Source organism: Acutalibacter sp. LFL-21 (genome assembly GCF_025630755.1).
In the GTDB taxonomy this organism is placed as follows: Bacteria; Bacillota; Clostridia; order Oscillospirales; family Acutalibacteraceae; genus Acutalibacter; species Acutalibacter stercoravium.
On sequence record NZ_JAOTNT010000001.1, the window covers coordinates 365,937 to 381,593 of the forward strand.

The 15,657-nt window shown below is 57.3% G+C and carries 9 protein-coding genes and 2 tRNA genes; 4 read left to right on the forward strand and 7 right to left on the reverse strand.

What is annotated here, in order from left to right:
- Positions 1–15: 15 nt before the first annotated feature.
- On the reverse strand, positions 16–885 hold the full coding sequence (locus ODJ80_RS01675; RefSeq protein ID WP_263040631.1) for a glycoside hydrolase family 25 protein: 870 nt from the start codon (positions 883–885) through the stop codon (positions 16–18).
- A gap of 232 nt (positions 886–1,117) precedes the next feature.
- Between ODJ80_RS01675 and ODJ80_RS01680 the strand changes: the two genes are divergently transcribed.
- From ODJ80_RS01680 to ODJ80_RS01690, 3 genes are all read left to right on the forward strand, one after another.
- A tRNA-Val gene (locus ODJ80_RS01680) sits at positions 1,118–1,194 on the forward strand.
- A gap of 220 nt (positions 1,195–1,414) precedes the next feature.
- Positions 1,415–1,490 (forward strand) — tRNA-Pro (locus ODJ80_RS01685).
- A 392-nt stretch (positions 1,491–1,882) separates the two neighbouring features.
- Entirely contained in the window at positions 1,883–2,644 is a 762-nt protein-coding gene (locus tag ODJ80_RS01690; RefSeq protein WP_263040632.1) for an MBL fold metallo-hydrolase, read from the forward strand.
- 273 nt (positions 2,645–2,917) lie between these two features.
- Here the strand turns inward: ODJ80_RS01690 and ODJ80_RS01695 are convergent, their stop codons facing one another.
- The 5 genes from ODJ80_RS01695 to ODJ80_RS01715 form a co-directional block, all read right to left on the reverse strand.
- Complete coding sequence (locus ODJ80_RS01695) at positions 2,918–4,918, reverse strand: phospholipase D family protein (RefSeq protein ID WP_263040633.1); 2,001 nt, start codon at positions 4,916–4,918, stop codon at positions 2,918–2,920.
- Between the two features lie 712 nt (positions 4,919–5,630).
- Positions 5,631–7,742 carry a helix-turn-helix domain-containing protein gene (locus tag ODJ80_RS01700; RefSeq protein ID WP_263040634.1) on the reverse strand — a complete coding sequence of 704 codons (2,112 nt, stop codon included), beginning with the start codon at positions 7,740–7,742 and terminating at the stop codon, positions 5,631–5,633.
- 218 nt (positions 7,743–7,960) lie between these two features.
- Positions 7,961–9,730: an extracellular solute-binding protein gene (locus tag ODJ80_RS01705; RefSeq protein ID WP_263040635.1), complete on the reverse strand. Its 1,770-nt coding sequence runs from the start codon at positions 9,728–9,730 to the stop codon at positions 7,961–7,963.
- A gap of 79 nt (positions 9,731–9,809) precedes the next feature.
- Positions 9,810–10,742 (reverse strand): carbohydrate ABC transporter permease, encoded by a 933-nt coding sequence (locus ODJ80_RS01710; protein WP_263040636.1) that lies wholly within the window; start codon positions 10,740–10,742, stop codon positions 9,810–9,812.
- A 10-nt stretch (positions 10,743–10,752) separates the two neighbouring features.
- On the reverse strand, positions 10,753–11,679 hold the full coding sequence (locus tag ODJ80_RS01715) for an ABC transporter permease (RefSeq protein ID WP_263040637.1): 927 nt from the start codon (positions 11,677–11,679) through the stop codon (positions 10,753–10,755).
- 327 nt (positions 11,680–12,006) lie between these two features.
- On the opposite strand from ODJ80_RS01715, the gene ODJ80_RS01720 reads away from it, so the two are divergent.
- Positions 12,007–13,530: a hypothetical protein gene (locus ODJ80_RS01720; RefSeq protein WP_263040638.1), complete on the forward strand. Its 1,524-nt coding sequence runs from the start codon at positions 12,007–12,009 to the stop codon at positions 13,528–13,530.
- Between the two features lie 86 nt (positions 13,531–13,616).
- Here ODJ80_RS01720 and ODJ80_RS01725 read toward each other — a convergent pair whose 3' ends face one another.
- Positions 13,617–15,455, reverse strand: coding sequence for a glycoside hydrolase family 127 protein (locus tag ODJ80_RS01725; protein ID WP_263040639.1), 1,839 nt, complete (start codon positions 15,453–15,455; stop codon positions 13,617–13,619).
- Positions 15,456–15,657 lie beyond the last annotated feature (202 nt).

Sequence of the window (15,657 nt, forward strand, 5' to 3'; positions counted from 1 at the left end):
CCCGGGGGGCGGGGTTCAGGCGCTGCCCTGCTCTTGGTTCAGTTTGTCCAGCACCTTGGCGATGACAGCCAGCGCCCGCACATAGGTTTCACTGGCGTCAATGCGGGTATTGGCCCCCGTGCCCCCGGTGCCGGCAAGCCCCAGCTCCTCATATACCTGCTGGATGGCCTCTCGGGCCCAGCTGGGTGCGGAGGCAATGGTCTTATACTTCTCCTCATTCTCCCCGTAGACCTTCTGGGCCTCTGCCCGGGCCAGCTTGACCACTTCTTCCTGGGTCATATCGTCTTCCTCCTCTCCTCCCGTCAAAGCGGGGTAATCCTTGTAGGCCCAGTCCCCGTCGAACGCCTTGCCGTTGAGGACCAAGCTGTTGGTGAACTGCCACATGCCGTAGGGCTTGGTGTAATCCAAGCTGCTGCTCCATTGGGCCACCCACTTGTCATAGGGGTCCAGCCGGGGGCTGTTGAGCCGGGTCTGCAGCCAGTAGAGGAAGGAGTAGATGCCGCAGTAGCACCCGGCCTCCTCCATAGCCTGGCAGTAAGCCACACAGTTGTCGATGATGGCTGTGCCGCTGGGCAGGGAGCTGTCCTCCACGTCGTACCACACGCCATAGGGGGGCTTGCGCCCGTTCAGCAGCCGCAGGGTGTGGGCGGCCTCGCTGCGGGCCATGTCCGTGTTTTGGGCGTAGGAGTAGAGGTACGTCCCCCAGGGAATGCCCGCGGCCTGGCACTTGCGCACGTTGTTCTCAAACTGGGCGTCATCCTGGTTGGGATAGTCGCTGCCGTAGCCGCATCGGATGATGACAAACTCCACCTGCCCTTTTAGGGCTTGGATGTCCACATCCCCGTTGAACTCCGAAATGTCAATGCCCTTTTTGGGAAGTGCCATGGTTCCACCTCCCCTCCGGGAAAAGCCTTCCCGCACCATCCTATGCAATAGCCTGGCCGAAGGTCCCTGCCCCCGCTTTCCATGGGCCCCCGCACAGGCGCCGGGCATGGCCCCGGCGGAATTCCCCCTGGGGGTCCCCCTCCCCCAGAGGAGGGCCGGCGGCCGCAGCTAAATTTTTTCAAAACGGGGCTTGACTCCGCCTGGAAAACCTGATATAATCAATACTCGTTACGGGGGCATAGCTCAGCTGGTTAGAGCGCCTGCTTCACACGTAGGAGGTCACAGGTTCGAGTCCTGTTGTCCCCACCACCGAAAAGACCGCTTGACTGTTATGGCCGGGCGGTTTTTTGCGTATCCTTTTTTCTGACCCGCTTCCGCCACGGGCGCGAACCCTGCCTGGAAATCCCTGCGGCACAAGGTGGATACCAGGACCCGCGGGGCCTCTGCTTTTCACGCGGCGGAACGCCCCCAGGGAAGCGCACCGTCCGGCCCGGCAGGCCGCCAGATGGGCCATTCTCCAGTTTTATATCCGGGTGTAGCGCAGTTGGTAGCGCGCCTGCTTTGGGAGCAGGATGCCGCAGGTTCAAATCCTGTCACTCGGACCAGTCCGAGTGTTCATATGGGCACTCGGATTTTTTATTTGGCAAAGTGCCGTTATGAACGTCCGTACCAACCTGAGCCTGGACGCAATTTGCGTTCCGGGCTCGGCTTTTTCTTTTGCCCTTTCGCCCGCGCTTACAGCGTGCAGTTGTCCTTCCACCTCGACCAGCGGCAAGCTGCCGCTCCCCAGTCGTGAACTTCTCCTTTGGGGGCTCGCGATTTTTCTCGCCTGTGTTTTTAGGGTGTTACGGGGCCAAGCGCTCGGATTTATCATTTCTATTTGAAAATTTGATTTGACGGACAAGGGCAGGAGTTATACTCCTGCCCTTGTTTTTGGTTTTCTATGCTGATATCATGTTTTGCAGAAACAAATCAGAATTTGTGCGGGGGATTTAGAATGAAAGATTGGTTTACAATAGATACGATTGATGAGAATACCTGTATAATCAGCGAATATCGCCATTGGGAGGAAACCCATTGTTATCTTTTGAACGGTACAGAGCGAAGTTTGTTGATTGATACTGGGCTGGGCATCTGTAATATTTCTGAGGTCATAAACGAATGGACCGATAAACCAGTCACAGCCGTTGCCACACACATTCATTGGGATCATATTGGCGGACACAAGGATTATCCCGATTTTTACGCACACGAAGCGGAATTGAATTGGCTGAACGGCAGTTTTCCGCAACCGTTAGATGCGATTAAAGAATACGTGGTTGACCGTTGTGATTTGCCAGACGGCTTCGATGTAAATTCTTATGAACTTTTTCAGGGAACGCCTTCCAGGGTGTTACACGGAGGCGAGTACATAGATCTTGGAGGGAGACGCATAGAAGTCCTACATACACCGGGGCACTCTCCCGGTCATATGTGCTTTTGGGAGAAAGAAAAAGGTTATCTCTATACAGGCGATTTGGTGTATAAGGATAGGCTCACAGCGTGGTTCCCGTCCACTGACCCACAAGCTTACTTGCAGTCTCTTGAAAAAATTGCAGAGCTTCCTGTAAAGAGGGTGTTCCCTGCACATCATTCGCTTGATATCCAGCCTGAAATTATCATTCGTATGCGAGACGCATTTCGACAGCTCAAAACAAAAGGGCAACTTCATCATGGCAGCGGAATTTTCGATTATGGTGATTGGTCAGTATGGTTGTAAAACAAATCCCGGTTTTTCGATGTAACGAGGAAAGGCAAGAGCATCTGCGACGATGCCCCTGCCCTGCGCTTTACTCTTATCCCGTTTTGGCGGCTTGTTGTGCTTTCCTCTCCACAAACTCCCGCTGTCCTTCCTCGCTCTCAAAATCAGGTTTTCGTTCAGAAGGCGCAGATACTCCTCGCCGGAGAGTGCTTCATAGAGGCGTTTTTTCCATCTGCCCCCATGATTTGGGAGATGCGGCCACGGACCCGTTTTGACATGCAGGCAAGGAGATCACCTCTGCCAAAATCGGCCTAACCAAGACTTTTTAAAGGGAATCCCAAAAAACTCCCGCGCAACTTCCAGGTTCATAACTACCCAATCTCTGGACTTGTGAGCCTCCAATGTCTCGGGCAGTTCTTTCAAGATGCGCTCCGCCTCGTATGGGGCCCCAGCGTTGTAGCGCAGTTCGTTGGTACGCTCTGACAGTTCAAAAGAGGGCCGGCTGGTTTTCCATGCGTTGCGAATGGTTTTTATAGCGTAGCTTCCGGTGACTTTTTCACTGAAATAGTCCTCAAGGGTCAGGGCCCGGATATACGACGGCAGCTCTCCCTTCGCAAATTCGTTGAAGATCTCCCCTAAAATCCGGGAGGACTCTGCCAAAATATCCGGTGCGTTCTCTGCCGTTTCATCCTTCATATTCTCCTGCAGATCAGGGATAATCTCCATCATTTTTCTCAGGTATTCCCGGTAGAACGCCGTCCCAATCTCCCGTTGTACCGTGCGCACCACACTGCTGCGCATCACTTCCGTATTGGTAAGACCGGCTTGGACGCGGCAGATCACAGTCCGGCGGATAATCTCTTGGGCGACGGCTTTGACATCCTCATTGGCGCTGATGACCACGGCCGGATAGTGGGTCAGCTGTTCCGCTACTCCAAAGCTGTCGTTTTTGATGGTCTCAATGGCATGTTGGCTGAAGCGCGTGTTGGTCAAATCATCCACGATGATAGGGGCGCCCTTTACGATGCGCTTTAGACTCTCAATATTGGAACGGGTAAACTCCGGGGCAGAGAGTTTGGCCTTCTGCCCAATCATCATTTTTAGCAGGGTTTCCAAGAAACTGGTCTTCCCAGCTTTGCTCTGCCCGTAGACCAGGCCGAACACGGGGTAAGGGAGCAGGTTCTGATTGTACCGCACCGCAGTGTCCCGCATTCCCGCCATAAAGGGGCTGCAGAAAAACCAGTTGGCGAATTCGTAGTACCGGCGTTGCATCCCAGCCACATCGCCGTGAAATTTTTCGTAGCCATCCATGTATTTCAGAAACAATCCCACATCTCTGGCGACCTCTTCCCGCGCTGGCGACAGATCCAAAATTTTGCCATTGAGCCGGGCCACCCCCTCATCTGGAGACACCTCCAGCTGCGGGTACACACTTTGCAGTTCGTTTTCCTTCTCCTGGTTGGAGATCACCTGCCGGCGGATCGATTTTATCTTCTCCGGGGAAAGCATCAGCTTACCCTTCTTATCCGGTTTAGGGACAGAGGGGGCAAACTTGGCCGCTAAATTTCTGATGTCCAAAGAAAAGCGGACTTCTTCCTGCGCCTCTGTTATAGGCTGTATGACGAGCGCTTTCTTGGTGCGTATGGTTCTGGCAATGGGCAACTCTTCCAGGTTCTCTTTGCCGTCAGCACATAGCAGGGCCTCTTTTGCGATTTGGTCCGTGCTGTCCTCCCGCAGCTGGCAATATTGATCCCAATACCAATCATAGGCTCTGTCTCCGTCCAGGTAACAGATATTTTCCCGCTGCTTTCCACCAAATGCGGAGAAAGACAGGTTAGCCGAACCCATAATCACCCGTTTCCGCCCATCTTTTGCAGAGAGAAGATAGATTTTTTCATGGGATAGAACGCTTCGAGCCACATAAAACCGCAGCGTCTCGGCCTCAATCCGGGAAATGAGGTCCAGCTTCATTCGGCTGGCCGTTTCCCGCATCCGTTCAATGGTCTTGTACTGGTAGGCCATAATCTCCTGGAGAGAATAGGAAATGACCTCGTCGCAGCCGAAAATGATCTCTGCCTCTTCAAATAAGTCCAACAGGCGGTAGACGAAGCTGATGCCGGAAGAATATGTAATGGCATGGAGTGAATCGTACCCGGAAAATAGCTCCTGCCAGGAAAGGCTTTCCGCACCGGAGAATTCCATTTTTACAATATCCAGAGCTCCGGAACAGTTGATTCTCATTTGCTCTTGGCCTTGCTCTTCCATCTCAAACAGGGACAGCTTTTCTACCATACGATTTCTCCTTATATGTGAGATGTTTCATCATCTGAAGGATGGTTATATCCGCCGGACAGAATTCATATAGAACAACCTCATCCACAGAAATCCCGCGGATGCCATTGTGTCCCCGTTTTTGCGGTACCCCGTCCCGGATAACCCAAAGCCCTTCCTTGTCAATATCTTCCCCCTCAAACGCAGCATCAGCCAATTGCCGCTCCGGTTTGCCATGGAGCATGGAGTAAAACATGGGATTTTTAGGTTTTACAACAAGCCTTACCGAGCACGTCCAGCGCATCGGAATCGGATTCGCTGCTCAGAGGCGCTAAGACTGGGAAAAAGATCGGTTGGAATACTGTGGAACAGCCGCACCGCCAGCTCCCACAGGAAATATTTGCGGCAGGGAGCTTGCCAGCGGTCCAGCGCCCTCCCCCCGCCAATGGGAAATCACAATTTTCTTCAGTATATCTTAAATTGCCGTTTAATACAAGGCTTTATCGTAAAAAATAGATAAATAAGAAGCCCACATCTTGCGGCAGAATGCAACTCTCCGCCACTCTCAGGAGGGTAGATACACCGCCTCATCCCAAAACAGTTTTAAAAGAATTTCCAAAAAGATCCTTTCCTTCCGGCCTTTACGCAGCTGCCATTCAGAACCCCCCGCCCGGGCACAAAAATTGCCCGGGCGGGGGTTGGGGACCGCGTTCGCGCGCCTTCCAAAAGGGCTTCAGCGCTTTCCGATCTGTTGGACATATTTCCGCGGCGTGATGGATTCCACCCGCAGAAACGCCCGTTTGAACGTGGTCTCGTTTTCATAGCCGGTCTTTTTGGCCACTGCCAGCACATCCCGCTCTCCCGCGTCGAAGTACTCCTTGGCCTTCTGCACGCGGAGCAGGTGGAGGTAATCAATAAAGTTGACTTTCGCTGTATTTTTAAACACCTTAGAAACCATGGACCGGGAGATGTGGAACAGGCTGGAGAGCTGCTGCTGCGAAAGGCTGGAGTCGCAGTAATGCTCCCGCACATAGGCGATGAGCTGGGGGCCGATCTTTTGAGAGGACATCTCATCCTGCCTCCGCAGTTCGCCGCAGATCAGGTCCACTGTGCCCGCCAAATAGTCCCACGCCCAGGTCCCGTCTCCCGAGGAGAGGATCTGGCCAAACTCCTCCCGGGCATTGGGCACCTCCAGCTTCATGTCCGAAGCCGCGCGAAGCAGCGTCTCCAGGACCAGCATGGCCGCCCGGCGGCTGTCCTCCCCGTTCAGGGGGCGGCTCAGGTTTTCCTCCCGGAGCTCCTCCAAAATTTTCCGGGCCCCGTCTTGGCTTCCCAGCTTCAGCTGGTTAATCAGCTGGAGTTCCATCTCCAACGGATAATAATACGAGGTCTGCGCCTCATCCTCCTGGCTGTGGCTGCGCGCCTCTTGATAGGATTTTCCAATGCCGCTCAGGCCCTTCTGGGGCAGCCCGCAGGAGAACCCCACATCCTGGCCAAAATGTGAGGCGCAGTAATCCCGCACCAAGTTGGCGCCCTCAAACAGGCTTCCGCTGCCCTCGGCAGAGGTGAAAATGCCCACCAGCTGCTGGTCCATGGACTCCATCCACTGGGCGGCGATCTGCCGCTCCTGGCAGAAGGTGTTAAGCTGCATGTAGTCCACCGCTTTCTGCTCGGGGCTGGCAGCGTCCACATACTCCAAAACCCCCACCAGATATTCCATCTCCTCCTGGAAATCCAGGCCGAACAGCGGCAGCTGCTGGGCAATCCGCTCCTCCGAGAAGGCGCCCGCCAGCAGAGAGGAGATCAGGTTGGTGCGCATGGTGTTGTAATATTGGGTGGAAATCTGCTCCAAGTCCCGGTTCTGTTTTCCCAGGTCCTGGAACACATGCTCCAACGCCTGGAACTCCTGCTCGTTTTCCTGGGTCTCAATCAGGTTCAGCCGCTGCATCAGCTGGAACAGGGGCGCATAGCTGGCCCGGGCCAAAAACAGGGCCAGGGCCCCGCCCACCAGCAGCACCAGCAAAAGCAAAGAGCCCAGCATCAGCCCCTGGCCGGCAAAGGCCGTTTGCGGCGGCTGGATGGCGATGGAATAGGTCCACTGGTACAGGTTGGAATCCAGCTCGAAACGCTGCCACTGGTCCGGGCTCTCCCCTTCCTGCGTCATGGAGAAGACCACCTCCCCGTCTGAGAGGATCTCCAAGGAGCCCAGCGAATCTGCAAACCGCTGGGACAAGAACTGCTGGAACCAGGAGGCGTTGATTAGGCAGAACAGCACAGAGTCCGGCTCTGTGCCATAGTTGAGCTGCTTAAACACATAAAAGCTCCCGTTCTCCCCCGGGACCAGCAGCATGGATTTATAGCTTTCCACCAGGGCCTTCTCGGTCTCCTCGTCAATCAGGTCCTCCTCCAGGCCAATGGAGGAAAAATACCGCTCTTCTTCCCAAAAGGAGACCCGGTCCACCGCCTGCTCCTTCTCGGGGAGCAGCAGGGCAATGCTGTCTGCCACCTGCAAAATGCTGTAATACGTCTGCAGCTCTTGGCAGATGTCCCGGCGTTCCAACACAGTGATGGAGGAATTGAGGATCTCTGACTGGGACCGCACCTTTTGAAACCACTGGGCCGAAGCAAGCTGGGTGCCAATGTTCTCAATCTCGGTAAACTTGTCATCCACCACCTGCATCAGCAGCTGGGCGTCGCTGCGGCACTGCTGTTCCTGCACGCTGCGCTCCTGCTGCAAAATCTGCTGGAAAAGAATGGAAGAAAAAACAAGGGAACAAGCCAGCAAAATGGCGGTATAAGAGAGAAAAAGCTTGCGGAAAAAGGGCTTTTGAAAATACTTTGTCATACGGTTCTACCCTCCGTTTCGTCCCTCTTCCGGGAAGGGCACCAAAAGAGCACCCCTTTCGCGCATTGAATGATACGCATTATTATACAAGAGAACCAGGGCAAAATCAACCAAGCGCCCCATTCCCCGGACACGGGAAAAAGCGCGGTGCTTTCACCACGCTTTTCCCCTTCTATTTTACAGTACCCCAAAAGAAACAATTCCTATCCGTCCGTTTTTCACGCATTCCCCTGGGCGCGGTCGTAGCGGGCCTGGTTGATCTCAATGAGCTGGTCAAGGCCCAGCCGCTCCAGGTCTGCCATATAGGTGTCCCAGTCATCCATGCTCTGCTGGCCCAGGATGAGCTTGGTCAGCAGCTCTTCCGAGTAAGTGGTCAGGTCGCTGGTGATGGAAGAGATGGTGTCCAGTTCCTCCGCGGTGGCAGGTGCCAGCTCGGGGTTGGACTCGTGCGGCAGCTTATACTCATAATCGCTATATTCATCGAAGAATTCTTTCTTCTTCTCAAAGCCCGTCTCGGGATAGCCCATGGTCTTGCCAGCGTCCTGATAGCCCTGCAGCTCAGTGGCCCAATCTTGGGCGGACTTCAGCTCGAACCGGGGCAGAATGGAAGCGTTGGTCCACAGGGCGCAGCCGGCAGCCAGCTGCTGGGCGTCGGACTCTTCCGCGTCCTTGATGGCGTTGTAAGAGCCGTCCTCCCCCAGGGTGTAGGAGTAGTCCTCCAGGCCGTACTCGGTGAGGATGCGGTAATCGTCGCTGACCAGGAAATCAAACAGGCGGCCCACGGCGTCCAGGTCCTCACAGGCGCTGGTGACAGCGTATTTGTTTCCGCCCAGCTGATAGCCCTGCTGCCAGCACAGGTAGGGCTCCGTCTCTACGGCGGCGTTGCTGGCCTTCAGGACAACGGGGGCATAGTAGGCGGCGGCAGCGCCTTCCGGCACGGTGATGCCCACTTCTTGCCAAGTCTCGCCCGCCCAGTCAAACAGGCCCGCAATCTTGTTCTCCGCCTTCTTTTCATCCAGCTGGTCGCTGGTATCCACATATCCGGCGTCTACCAAAGACTTGACGAACTCGATGTAAGATTGGATATTTTCATGGTACCAGGGAGACTCCACGGTGCCGGTCTCGGTGTTCACATAGGTCAGTTCACCGCTCATGGTCCGGCCGATGCCGTAGAAGTTGGACAGGCCGCTGGAAAAGTCGCTCAGGGAGATGCTGAGCACCTCATCGGCCTCGCCGCTCTGGTTCACGTCGTTCTCCTGGAAGGCCTTCATGGTCTCCATCAGCTCGTCGGTGGTGGTGGGGGCGGAAAGGCCCAGCGCGTCCAGCCAATCCTGGCGGATCATAAAGGACATGGCGGCGCCCTGGCCCACCTCGCCATCTTCATTTAAAGCAATGGTGATATCCGTCAACCAATAGGTGTTGCCGTCCTCCAGGGCCAGCTTGTTCATCATCTGGGCGCCGTTGCCGTTGGTGTAATACTCTTTGGCGTCACCCTGAGAGTGGTTCTCCACCACCTCGTTAATGGAGATGAGTTTCCCCTGGTCCACCAGGTTCAGGCGGGTCTGGTCATCCAAGGGGGTGATGTTCATAATGTCCGCGTCAATACCGGCGGCCAGCTGGGTTTGGCACACGGTCTGATACTGGTCCTCGGGGATCAGGTCCAGCTCCAGGGCAACGCCATACTCGGCCAGCTTCTCCACAAAGGCGTCATAGATAGGGCTGCCGCCCGCCACCCAGTCGGAGAGGGAAATCTCGCCGCTATCCACTGTGGCGGTCTTGTCAATGCCCATAATTTTCAGGGTGGTCACTTCTCCAGTGGCGGTGGAGCCGCTTTCCGCACCGCTCTCTTCCGAGGTGGACGCTGAGGCGGCGGAGCCCGTCTCAGACTCTGTGCCAGAGCTCCCGCCGCTGGAGCACCCGGCAAAGGCGCTGGTCAGCAGGGCGGCAGATAACAGCAGGGCCACTAGCTTGCGCATGGTCGTTTTCATAGTTTTACCTCCCAATTTTTATTGGTTTGCTTTATGTAATGGGGAAAGTTGCCCCATTCAGCCGTTTTCGCGTTCCCGGTCACTCTTTCAAGGAACCCAGCATCACGCCCTTGACAAAATACTTCTGGAAGAAGGGATACACCACCAGCATGGGCAGCGTGGTGAAGATGATCATGGCGTACTTCAGCTGGGCATTGGAAAGGTTTCGCAGGGCCATCTCCCGGGCCGTATCCGGGTCCAGCGTGGTGGTAAGGGTTTCGGTGCTCTCCACCAGCACCCGCCGCAGGTACAGCTGCAGCGGCTGCCAGTCTGTGTGGGGCAGGTACACCAAGGCGTTGAACCAGCTGTTCCACATGCCCACAATGGTGTATACGGCTATCACCGCCAGAATGGGCGCGGACAGGGGCAGGTACACCTTCAGCAAAACCTGGTACACGTTGGCCCCGTCAATCTTCGCGGCCTCCCGCAGGGTCTCTGGGATGGTGCCGAAGAAGGACTTCACCAGGATAATGTTCCAGATGGAGTAGCAGGCCGGCAGGATCTGGGACCAGGGGTTGTCATACAGCCCCAACTTGGTAATCAGCAGGAAAGAGGGGATCATGCCGCCGGAGAAATACATGGGAATCAGCAGGAACATGTTGATGTACTTGCGCCCCCGCAGGTTCTTATAGGTCAGGGGATAGGCCGCCAGCACGCAGGTAAGCAGCATCAGCAGGGTGGTGGGCACCACATAGAGGAAGGTGTTGAAATAGGCCCGCCACATCTCGCTGTCCGTAACCAGGGTCTCATAGGCCGCCAGGCTGAACCCCTTGGGGACGGTGTACACCTTCATCGTGGCCGCAGCGCTGGGCTCGCTTAACGAGAGGATGAGCACATAGTACATGGGATAGAGAGTGATGAACAGCACCAAAATGGCGATGGCGTACATCACAACGCTGGAAACCCGCCCGTTCTCCCGGATCTTGTTGGGGTTCCGCTTTCTCAAGGTTCTCTTTGTTGCCGTTGTTGCCATAGCGCTCACCTCACCAAAGCCCCATGCCTGTCAGGCGGTTGCTCACCTTATTGGCCGTATAGGTCAGAATAAATCCAATTACCGACATGAACAGCCCCGCCGCTGTGGTGTAGCTGTACTGCCCGCCCACAATGCCCAGGCGGTAGGTATACGTCCCTATCACGTCTGCCACATTATAGGTGGCCTCTGTGTAAAGCAGCAGGATAAGGTCGCTGTTGGTGTTCAAAATGCCGCCAATGGCCATAATCAGGTTGATGGCGATGACGTGCTTAATGCCCGGCAGCGTGATGTGCAGCACCTGCTGGAAGCGGTTGGCGCCATCCAGCTTGGCGCTTTCATACAGGCCCTGGTCAATGGAGGAAATGGTGGAAAAATAGAGGATGCTTCCAAACCCAAAGCCCTTCCACACATTGGTGATGGTGTAGGTGGCCGGGAAGGCGTCCGGGTTGATGCGGTAGTTCTGCCGTTCAAATCCAAACAGTGTGAGGAAGTTGGTGACAAGCCCCTGGTTGTCGATAAAGGAGATCACCATGCCGGCCACCACCACCGTGGAGATAAAGTAGGGCATGTAGCTGGCCGTCTGCACCAGTTTCTTAAAGCGCAGCGCGCCGATCTGGTCCATAAGCAGGGCAAACAGGATGGGGGCGGTAAAGCCAAACAGCAGGTTCAGGCCGCTGAGCACCAGCGTGTTGCGGATCAGCCTTCCAAAATATTCGCCCTGGATGAAGTCGATAAAATGCTCCAGGCCCACCCATTTCACACCCTCCCCCAGGAAAGGGGCCCCAGGCACATAGTCCTGAAAGGCGATTACAATGCCGTAAAGGGGGATGTAGGAGAAAATAAAAATCAGAATGAACACCGGGATCATCAGGCTGTAAATCTGCAGCATCTCGATGCGCCGGGACCGGCTGGCCCGGACCGTTTTCTTGGCTTTCAAAATGGTTTCCTCCCCTTCAATATCCTCGCCAAAGCCCTTCCAAAGCGGGCCCAGGCATGTTTTGTTTTCGCTGCCATTATACCCGCAAGGCCCCCGGGGAAACAAGAACCAGAAAGTTCCTGCCCCGCCTTTCCCTTCTCATTCCGTCCGAAAAAAAGCGGACCCCTGAAAAAAACATCCGAAATTTGCAGGCCCGCGGGAAGTTTTTCCGCCATTTCAAAAAATGTACCCGTTCACAAAACGCGCCCCAGAACTTTCTGAGCCTTGCTTTTCCCCAGGCGCCCCCGTACAATGGGGGTACAATCTGTGGAAAGCGAGGCGTCTGCCATGAATTTAATCCCCAACGCTCCCGGCCTGAGCCCCAACTATTGGTGTACCTGGAGCACGCAAAACTTTGGACGGGAAGACGAACATCCCGATTACCACAACTACCTGGGCGGGGTGGGCTCCCAGTTTGCCCGGGCAGAGATGAATGAGAAAAACCTGCGCCGCTGGCTCCAGCAGTTCCCAAAAATCCGAGGGGACCTGTATCTGATGCTGGACGACGGCTGGGACGTGCCCTACGGCGTACATCCCGATAAAAGCAGGGACCGCTTCGGCACTCTGGAGCTGGACGAGGAACGGTTCCCCTCCTTTACCGGCACTCCCGCTCAACGCTTGAAAAAGCTCAACGATTTTGTAAAGGAGTCCGGCTGGCGCGGCTTGGGCCTGTGGGTTCCCGCCCAGGCCGCGGGCCCCATTGAGAAAGGCCCCGCTATGGAGGCCTATTGGACCGAGCGGCTCCTCTGGTGCAAAGAGGCCGGGGTGGAATATTGGAAGGTGGACTGGGGCACCTACGCCCACGATGTGGAGTACCGCCTGTTTCTGACCCAGCTGGCCTCCAAGCTCTACCCCCAGCTCATTGTGGAGCACGCTTACTGCATGATTGCCTACAACGGCAGCCAGCTCCCCACCCAAGACTACGCCGGGGACCGCTTTGCCGAGATGGGCGAGATCCCTCAAAAATCCCTGGAAATCCACCAATTCAGCCAGGTGTTCCGCACCTATGACGTGTTCAATCAAATGGGAAGCTCCACCACCTTGGACCGGACGGCATACCTTTTGGCGGGCCAGGGAGGGCTGCTGACCTGTGAGGACCATGTGCGGATCTCCGCTTCTTTGGGCTGCACCGCAGGCATCATGCGCTCTCCCTATTGGAACGAAATCGAGGGCCTGGACTACGACTCCACCCTGCTGCGCCGCCGCCTGGACGAGGTGACGGCCGGCGTGCTTTGGCAGCGGCTGGCCCCTGCGTTCGCGGACGGCCAGGTTCTCTGCTCGGCGGAAACCCTGACGGACCGGTGGCTGTTTAAAACCGGCGAGTGCTGGGTGGATCAGGTCTTCGGGCAGGAAATCCACCAGACCGCCCCGGCCGTCATCGCCCGGGGACTGCCCCTTCCCCAGGTAGAGGCAGAGGGAGAGCGGCCCTTTGTCACCTGTGCCCAGAACCCCAACGGCGCCTTAAGTGTAACCGCCCACCGGCGGCTCCTCTCCACCCGCCAGGAGGTGCTTCCCCCTTGCTCCGTCACCCTAAGCCCCCCCAGCCTGCCCCCCTACATGGGGGTGTTCGGCTCCTTCCAGCAGGTGGCGCTGCGGCTGCCCGTCCAGCTGGGAGAAACCTTCCGGGTCCTGGGCCAGAGCCTGCTCTCCGAGGAGGCGGTGGATGTCACCCGCTCCGTGGGCTGGGAGGGGGACGGCACCCTCCTCATCCCCGGCAGCCTCATCGAAACCCTCTACCGTCCTACCGCCACCCCCGGCGACCTCTCGGACCCTTCGGTGGTGTTCGCGCTGGTGAAGGAGGAAACTCTCTAAACCCCGTCCTATGCAAAAAAGATCCCCTGCCGGGCCATATACCGGCGGGGGATCTTCTGCTTGCTGCTCAAAAGCGGCGTGGGTTCTCAGCCCCTTACCAGGGGCATTTCCGTCATGCGCAGGTTGGTGCAGCCATAGGGGATGAGCCGTACCTGCTGGGGCGGGGTCAGGGGGACGCGGCTGTCCGGCACCTGGTGGCAAAGGCCGTTGTCAAAGCCCCAGTCGATCTCCACAAAGCTGCCGGTCATGGAAATGGGCGGGCGTTCTGTGGAGAAGGGCGCCTCCCAATCCTCCCGCTCCTCCACAGTGAACTGGCCGTCCGCGAAGGCGTAGTTCCACTTGGAGAGAGGGCGGACCTCGTAATCGCAGTAGGGGAATTTCCGTTCCACCCCGTCCCGCACATACTCCAGGGGCGTCCACTCCTCCTCAATGGCCACGGAGTACAGCAGGGGCCCCCGCTTGACGCAGTACAGGCCGTTGGGGCGCTCCTCCAGCCGGGCCTCCATGGTGAAGGACACCTGCACCTGCTGAGTGCCGCTCCACTCCCGCTCCACCGTGAAGAAGGCGCCGGGCTGGGCCTGGGCCCCATCCACCACAGCGGATATCACGGTGCCGGGGATGCGGATGGACAGGGGGAACCGCACCGGACGGTCGGTGGTGACCACATAGGTCAGCGCCTCCCGGAAGGGGTAATCGGTCCGCAGCTCGCAGGTGACGCGGGCCTCCCCGATTTGGCAGGACACCACCGAGGGGGCCAAGATCACCGAGGCCAGCCCCTTCTGGGAGCGCATGAAGGTGGAGAGGGCCAGCTTGGGCCAGCCCTGGTTGAAGTTGGCGGTGCAGCAGCCGAAATTGGGCTCCAGGCCAAAGAGGTGGGACTCCCCGGAATTGGTGCGGAACACCACATGGTCCTCCGGCAGGCGGGTACAGCACACCTGGTTGGTCTGCTGGTCGTACTGATGGGTCCACATGTCGGGGCTCAGGGTGGCGGGCAGGGCGTTGAAGGCCAAGGCTTCCGCCAGGTCCCCCCACTGGGGGTCCCCGGTGATGGAGAGCAGGTGCTCGTAGGAGTACATGGCCTCCACCACAGAGCAGCACTCGCTGCCCTGGATGGGGCTGGTGCCGGAGAGGCACTCGTCCCCGGTGAAGTGGCCGCAGGCCATGCCGTGGTCCCGACGCAGCAGGGCATAGGCCTCCTTGGCCATGGCGTTGGGGTCCTCCCCGGTGACGCGGGAATACAGCGCCCCGGCCTTCAGGGACATGGCCAGGTTCACCACATGGGAGACCTGGGTCCACTTGCGCTCTGGCCTGGAGAGCCGCCACCGGCGGTAGAGCTCCTCGTAGTTGAAGCCCTCCACCCGCAGGGAGTAGGCCAGGTCCATCAGCCACTCCTCCGGGCGCCGCTCGTACAGCCAGAAAATGGGGATGAGGCACTCGAACCAGCGGGAGGCCGCCCAGTCGAACAGGGTGTGGTGCTCCATGTGGACGTGGAAATTTTTCAGCGCCCGGTAAATGGCGTCCTCGACGCGCTCGTCCTGGGTGCAGTCGTGATAGACCACCAGCACCTTGCAGATCAGGAACAGGGCCCACATGTCATAGCGGTCCCGCTCCTGCTGGGTGCAGGGGCACAGCCAGCCATCCTCCTGCTGCTGGGCCAGGATGGCGTCGATATACCGCTTGGCCCGGGCCTTCATGTCCTCGTCCTCCAACAGCCATGCCAAGGGGATGAAGCCGTCCAGCCAATAGGGGACCCGCTCCCATCCCTCTTGTTCCCCGCCGATCCATCGGCTGTCCCGGACATCGGGCCAAATCTTGTCCAGGTGGCCGCTCAGGCCCGCCGCCTGGATCTCCAGCTGCTTTTTCAGCCATCCCGCGGGCCTCAGCTCCCCGGTGGTAAAGGGGGTGTACGTCAATGGTTTCAGCATTTCAATCGACTCCTCTCCCGTGCTGCGGCAGTGCCCCCAGCTTTTCTGGGGGAATGCCGCCGGGTCTTGATTTTCCCTTATTATACCGGAGAAGCGCGCCGCTGGAAAGGGGGAAATTCCCCCTTTCCAAAACAAATTCCAGAGACCGCGGGGCACAGCAAAGGGAGGGGCTTTCGCCCCTCCCCGCGCTTTCAATATAAGT

What these genes read in the sequence shown, in the direction of transcription:
- ODJ80_RS01675 (WP_263040631.1), bottom strand. Translation starts at nt 885, where the DNA reads ATGGCACTTCCCAAAAAGGGCATTGACATTTCGGAGTTCAACGGGGAT.
- ODJ80_RS01690 (WP_263040632.1), top strand. Translation starts at nt 1,883, where the DNA reads ATGAAAGATTGGTTTACAATAGATACGATTGATGAGAATACCTGTATA.
- ODJ80_RS01695 (WP_263040633.1), bottom strand. Translation starts at nt 4,918, where the DNA reads ATGGTAGAAAAGCTGTCCCTGTTTGAGATGGAAGAGCAAGGCCAAGAG.
- ODJ80_RS01700 (WP_263040634.1), bottom strand. Translation starts at nt 7,742, where the DNA reads ATGACAAAGTATTTTCAAAAGCCCTTTTTCCGCAAGCTTTTTCTCTCT.
- ODJ80_RS01705 (WP_263040635.1), bottom strand. Translation starts at nt 9,730, where the DNA reads ATGAAAACGACCATGCGCAAGCTAGTGGCCCTGCTGTTATCTGCCGCC.
- ODJ80_RS01710 (WP_263040636.1), bottom strand. Translation starts at nt 10,742, where the DNA reads ATGGCAACAACGGCAACAAAGAGAACCTTGAGAAAGCGGAACCCCAAC.
- ODJ80_RS01720 (WP_263040638.1), top strand. Translation starts at nt 12,007, where the DNA reads ATGAATTTAATCCCCAACGCTCCCGGCCTGAGCCCCAACTATTGGTGT.
- ODJ80_RS01725 (WP_263040639.1), bottom strand. Translation starts at nt 15,455, where the DNA reads ATGCTGAAACCATTGACGTACACCCCCTTTACCACCGGGGAGCTGAGG.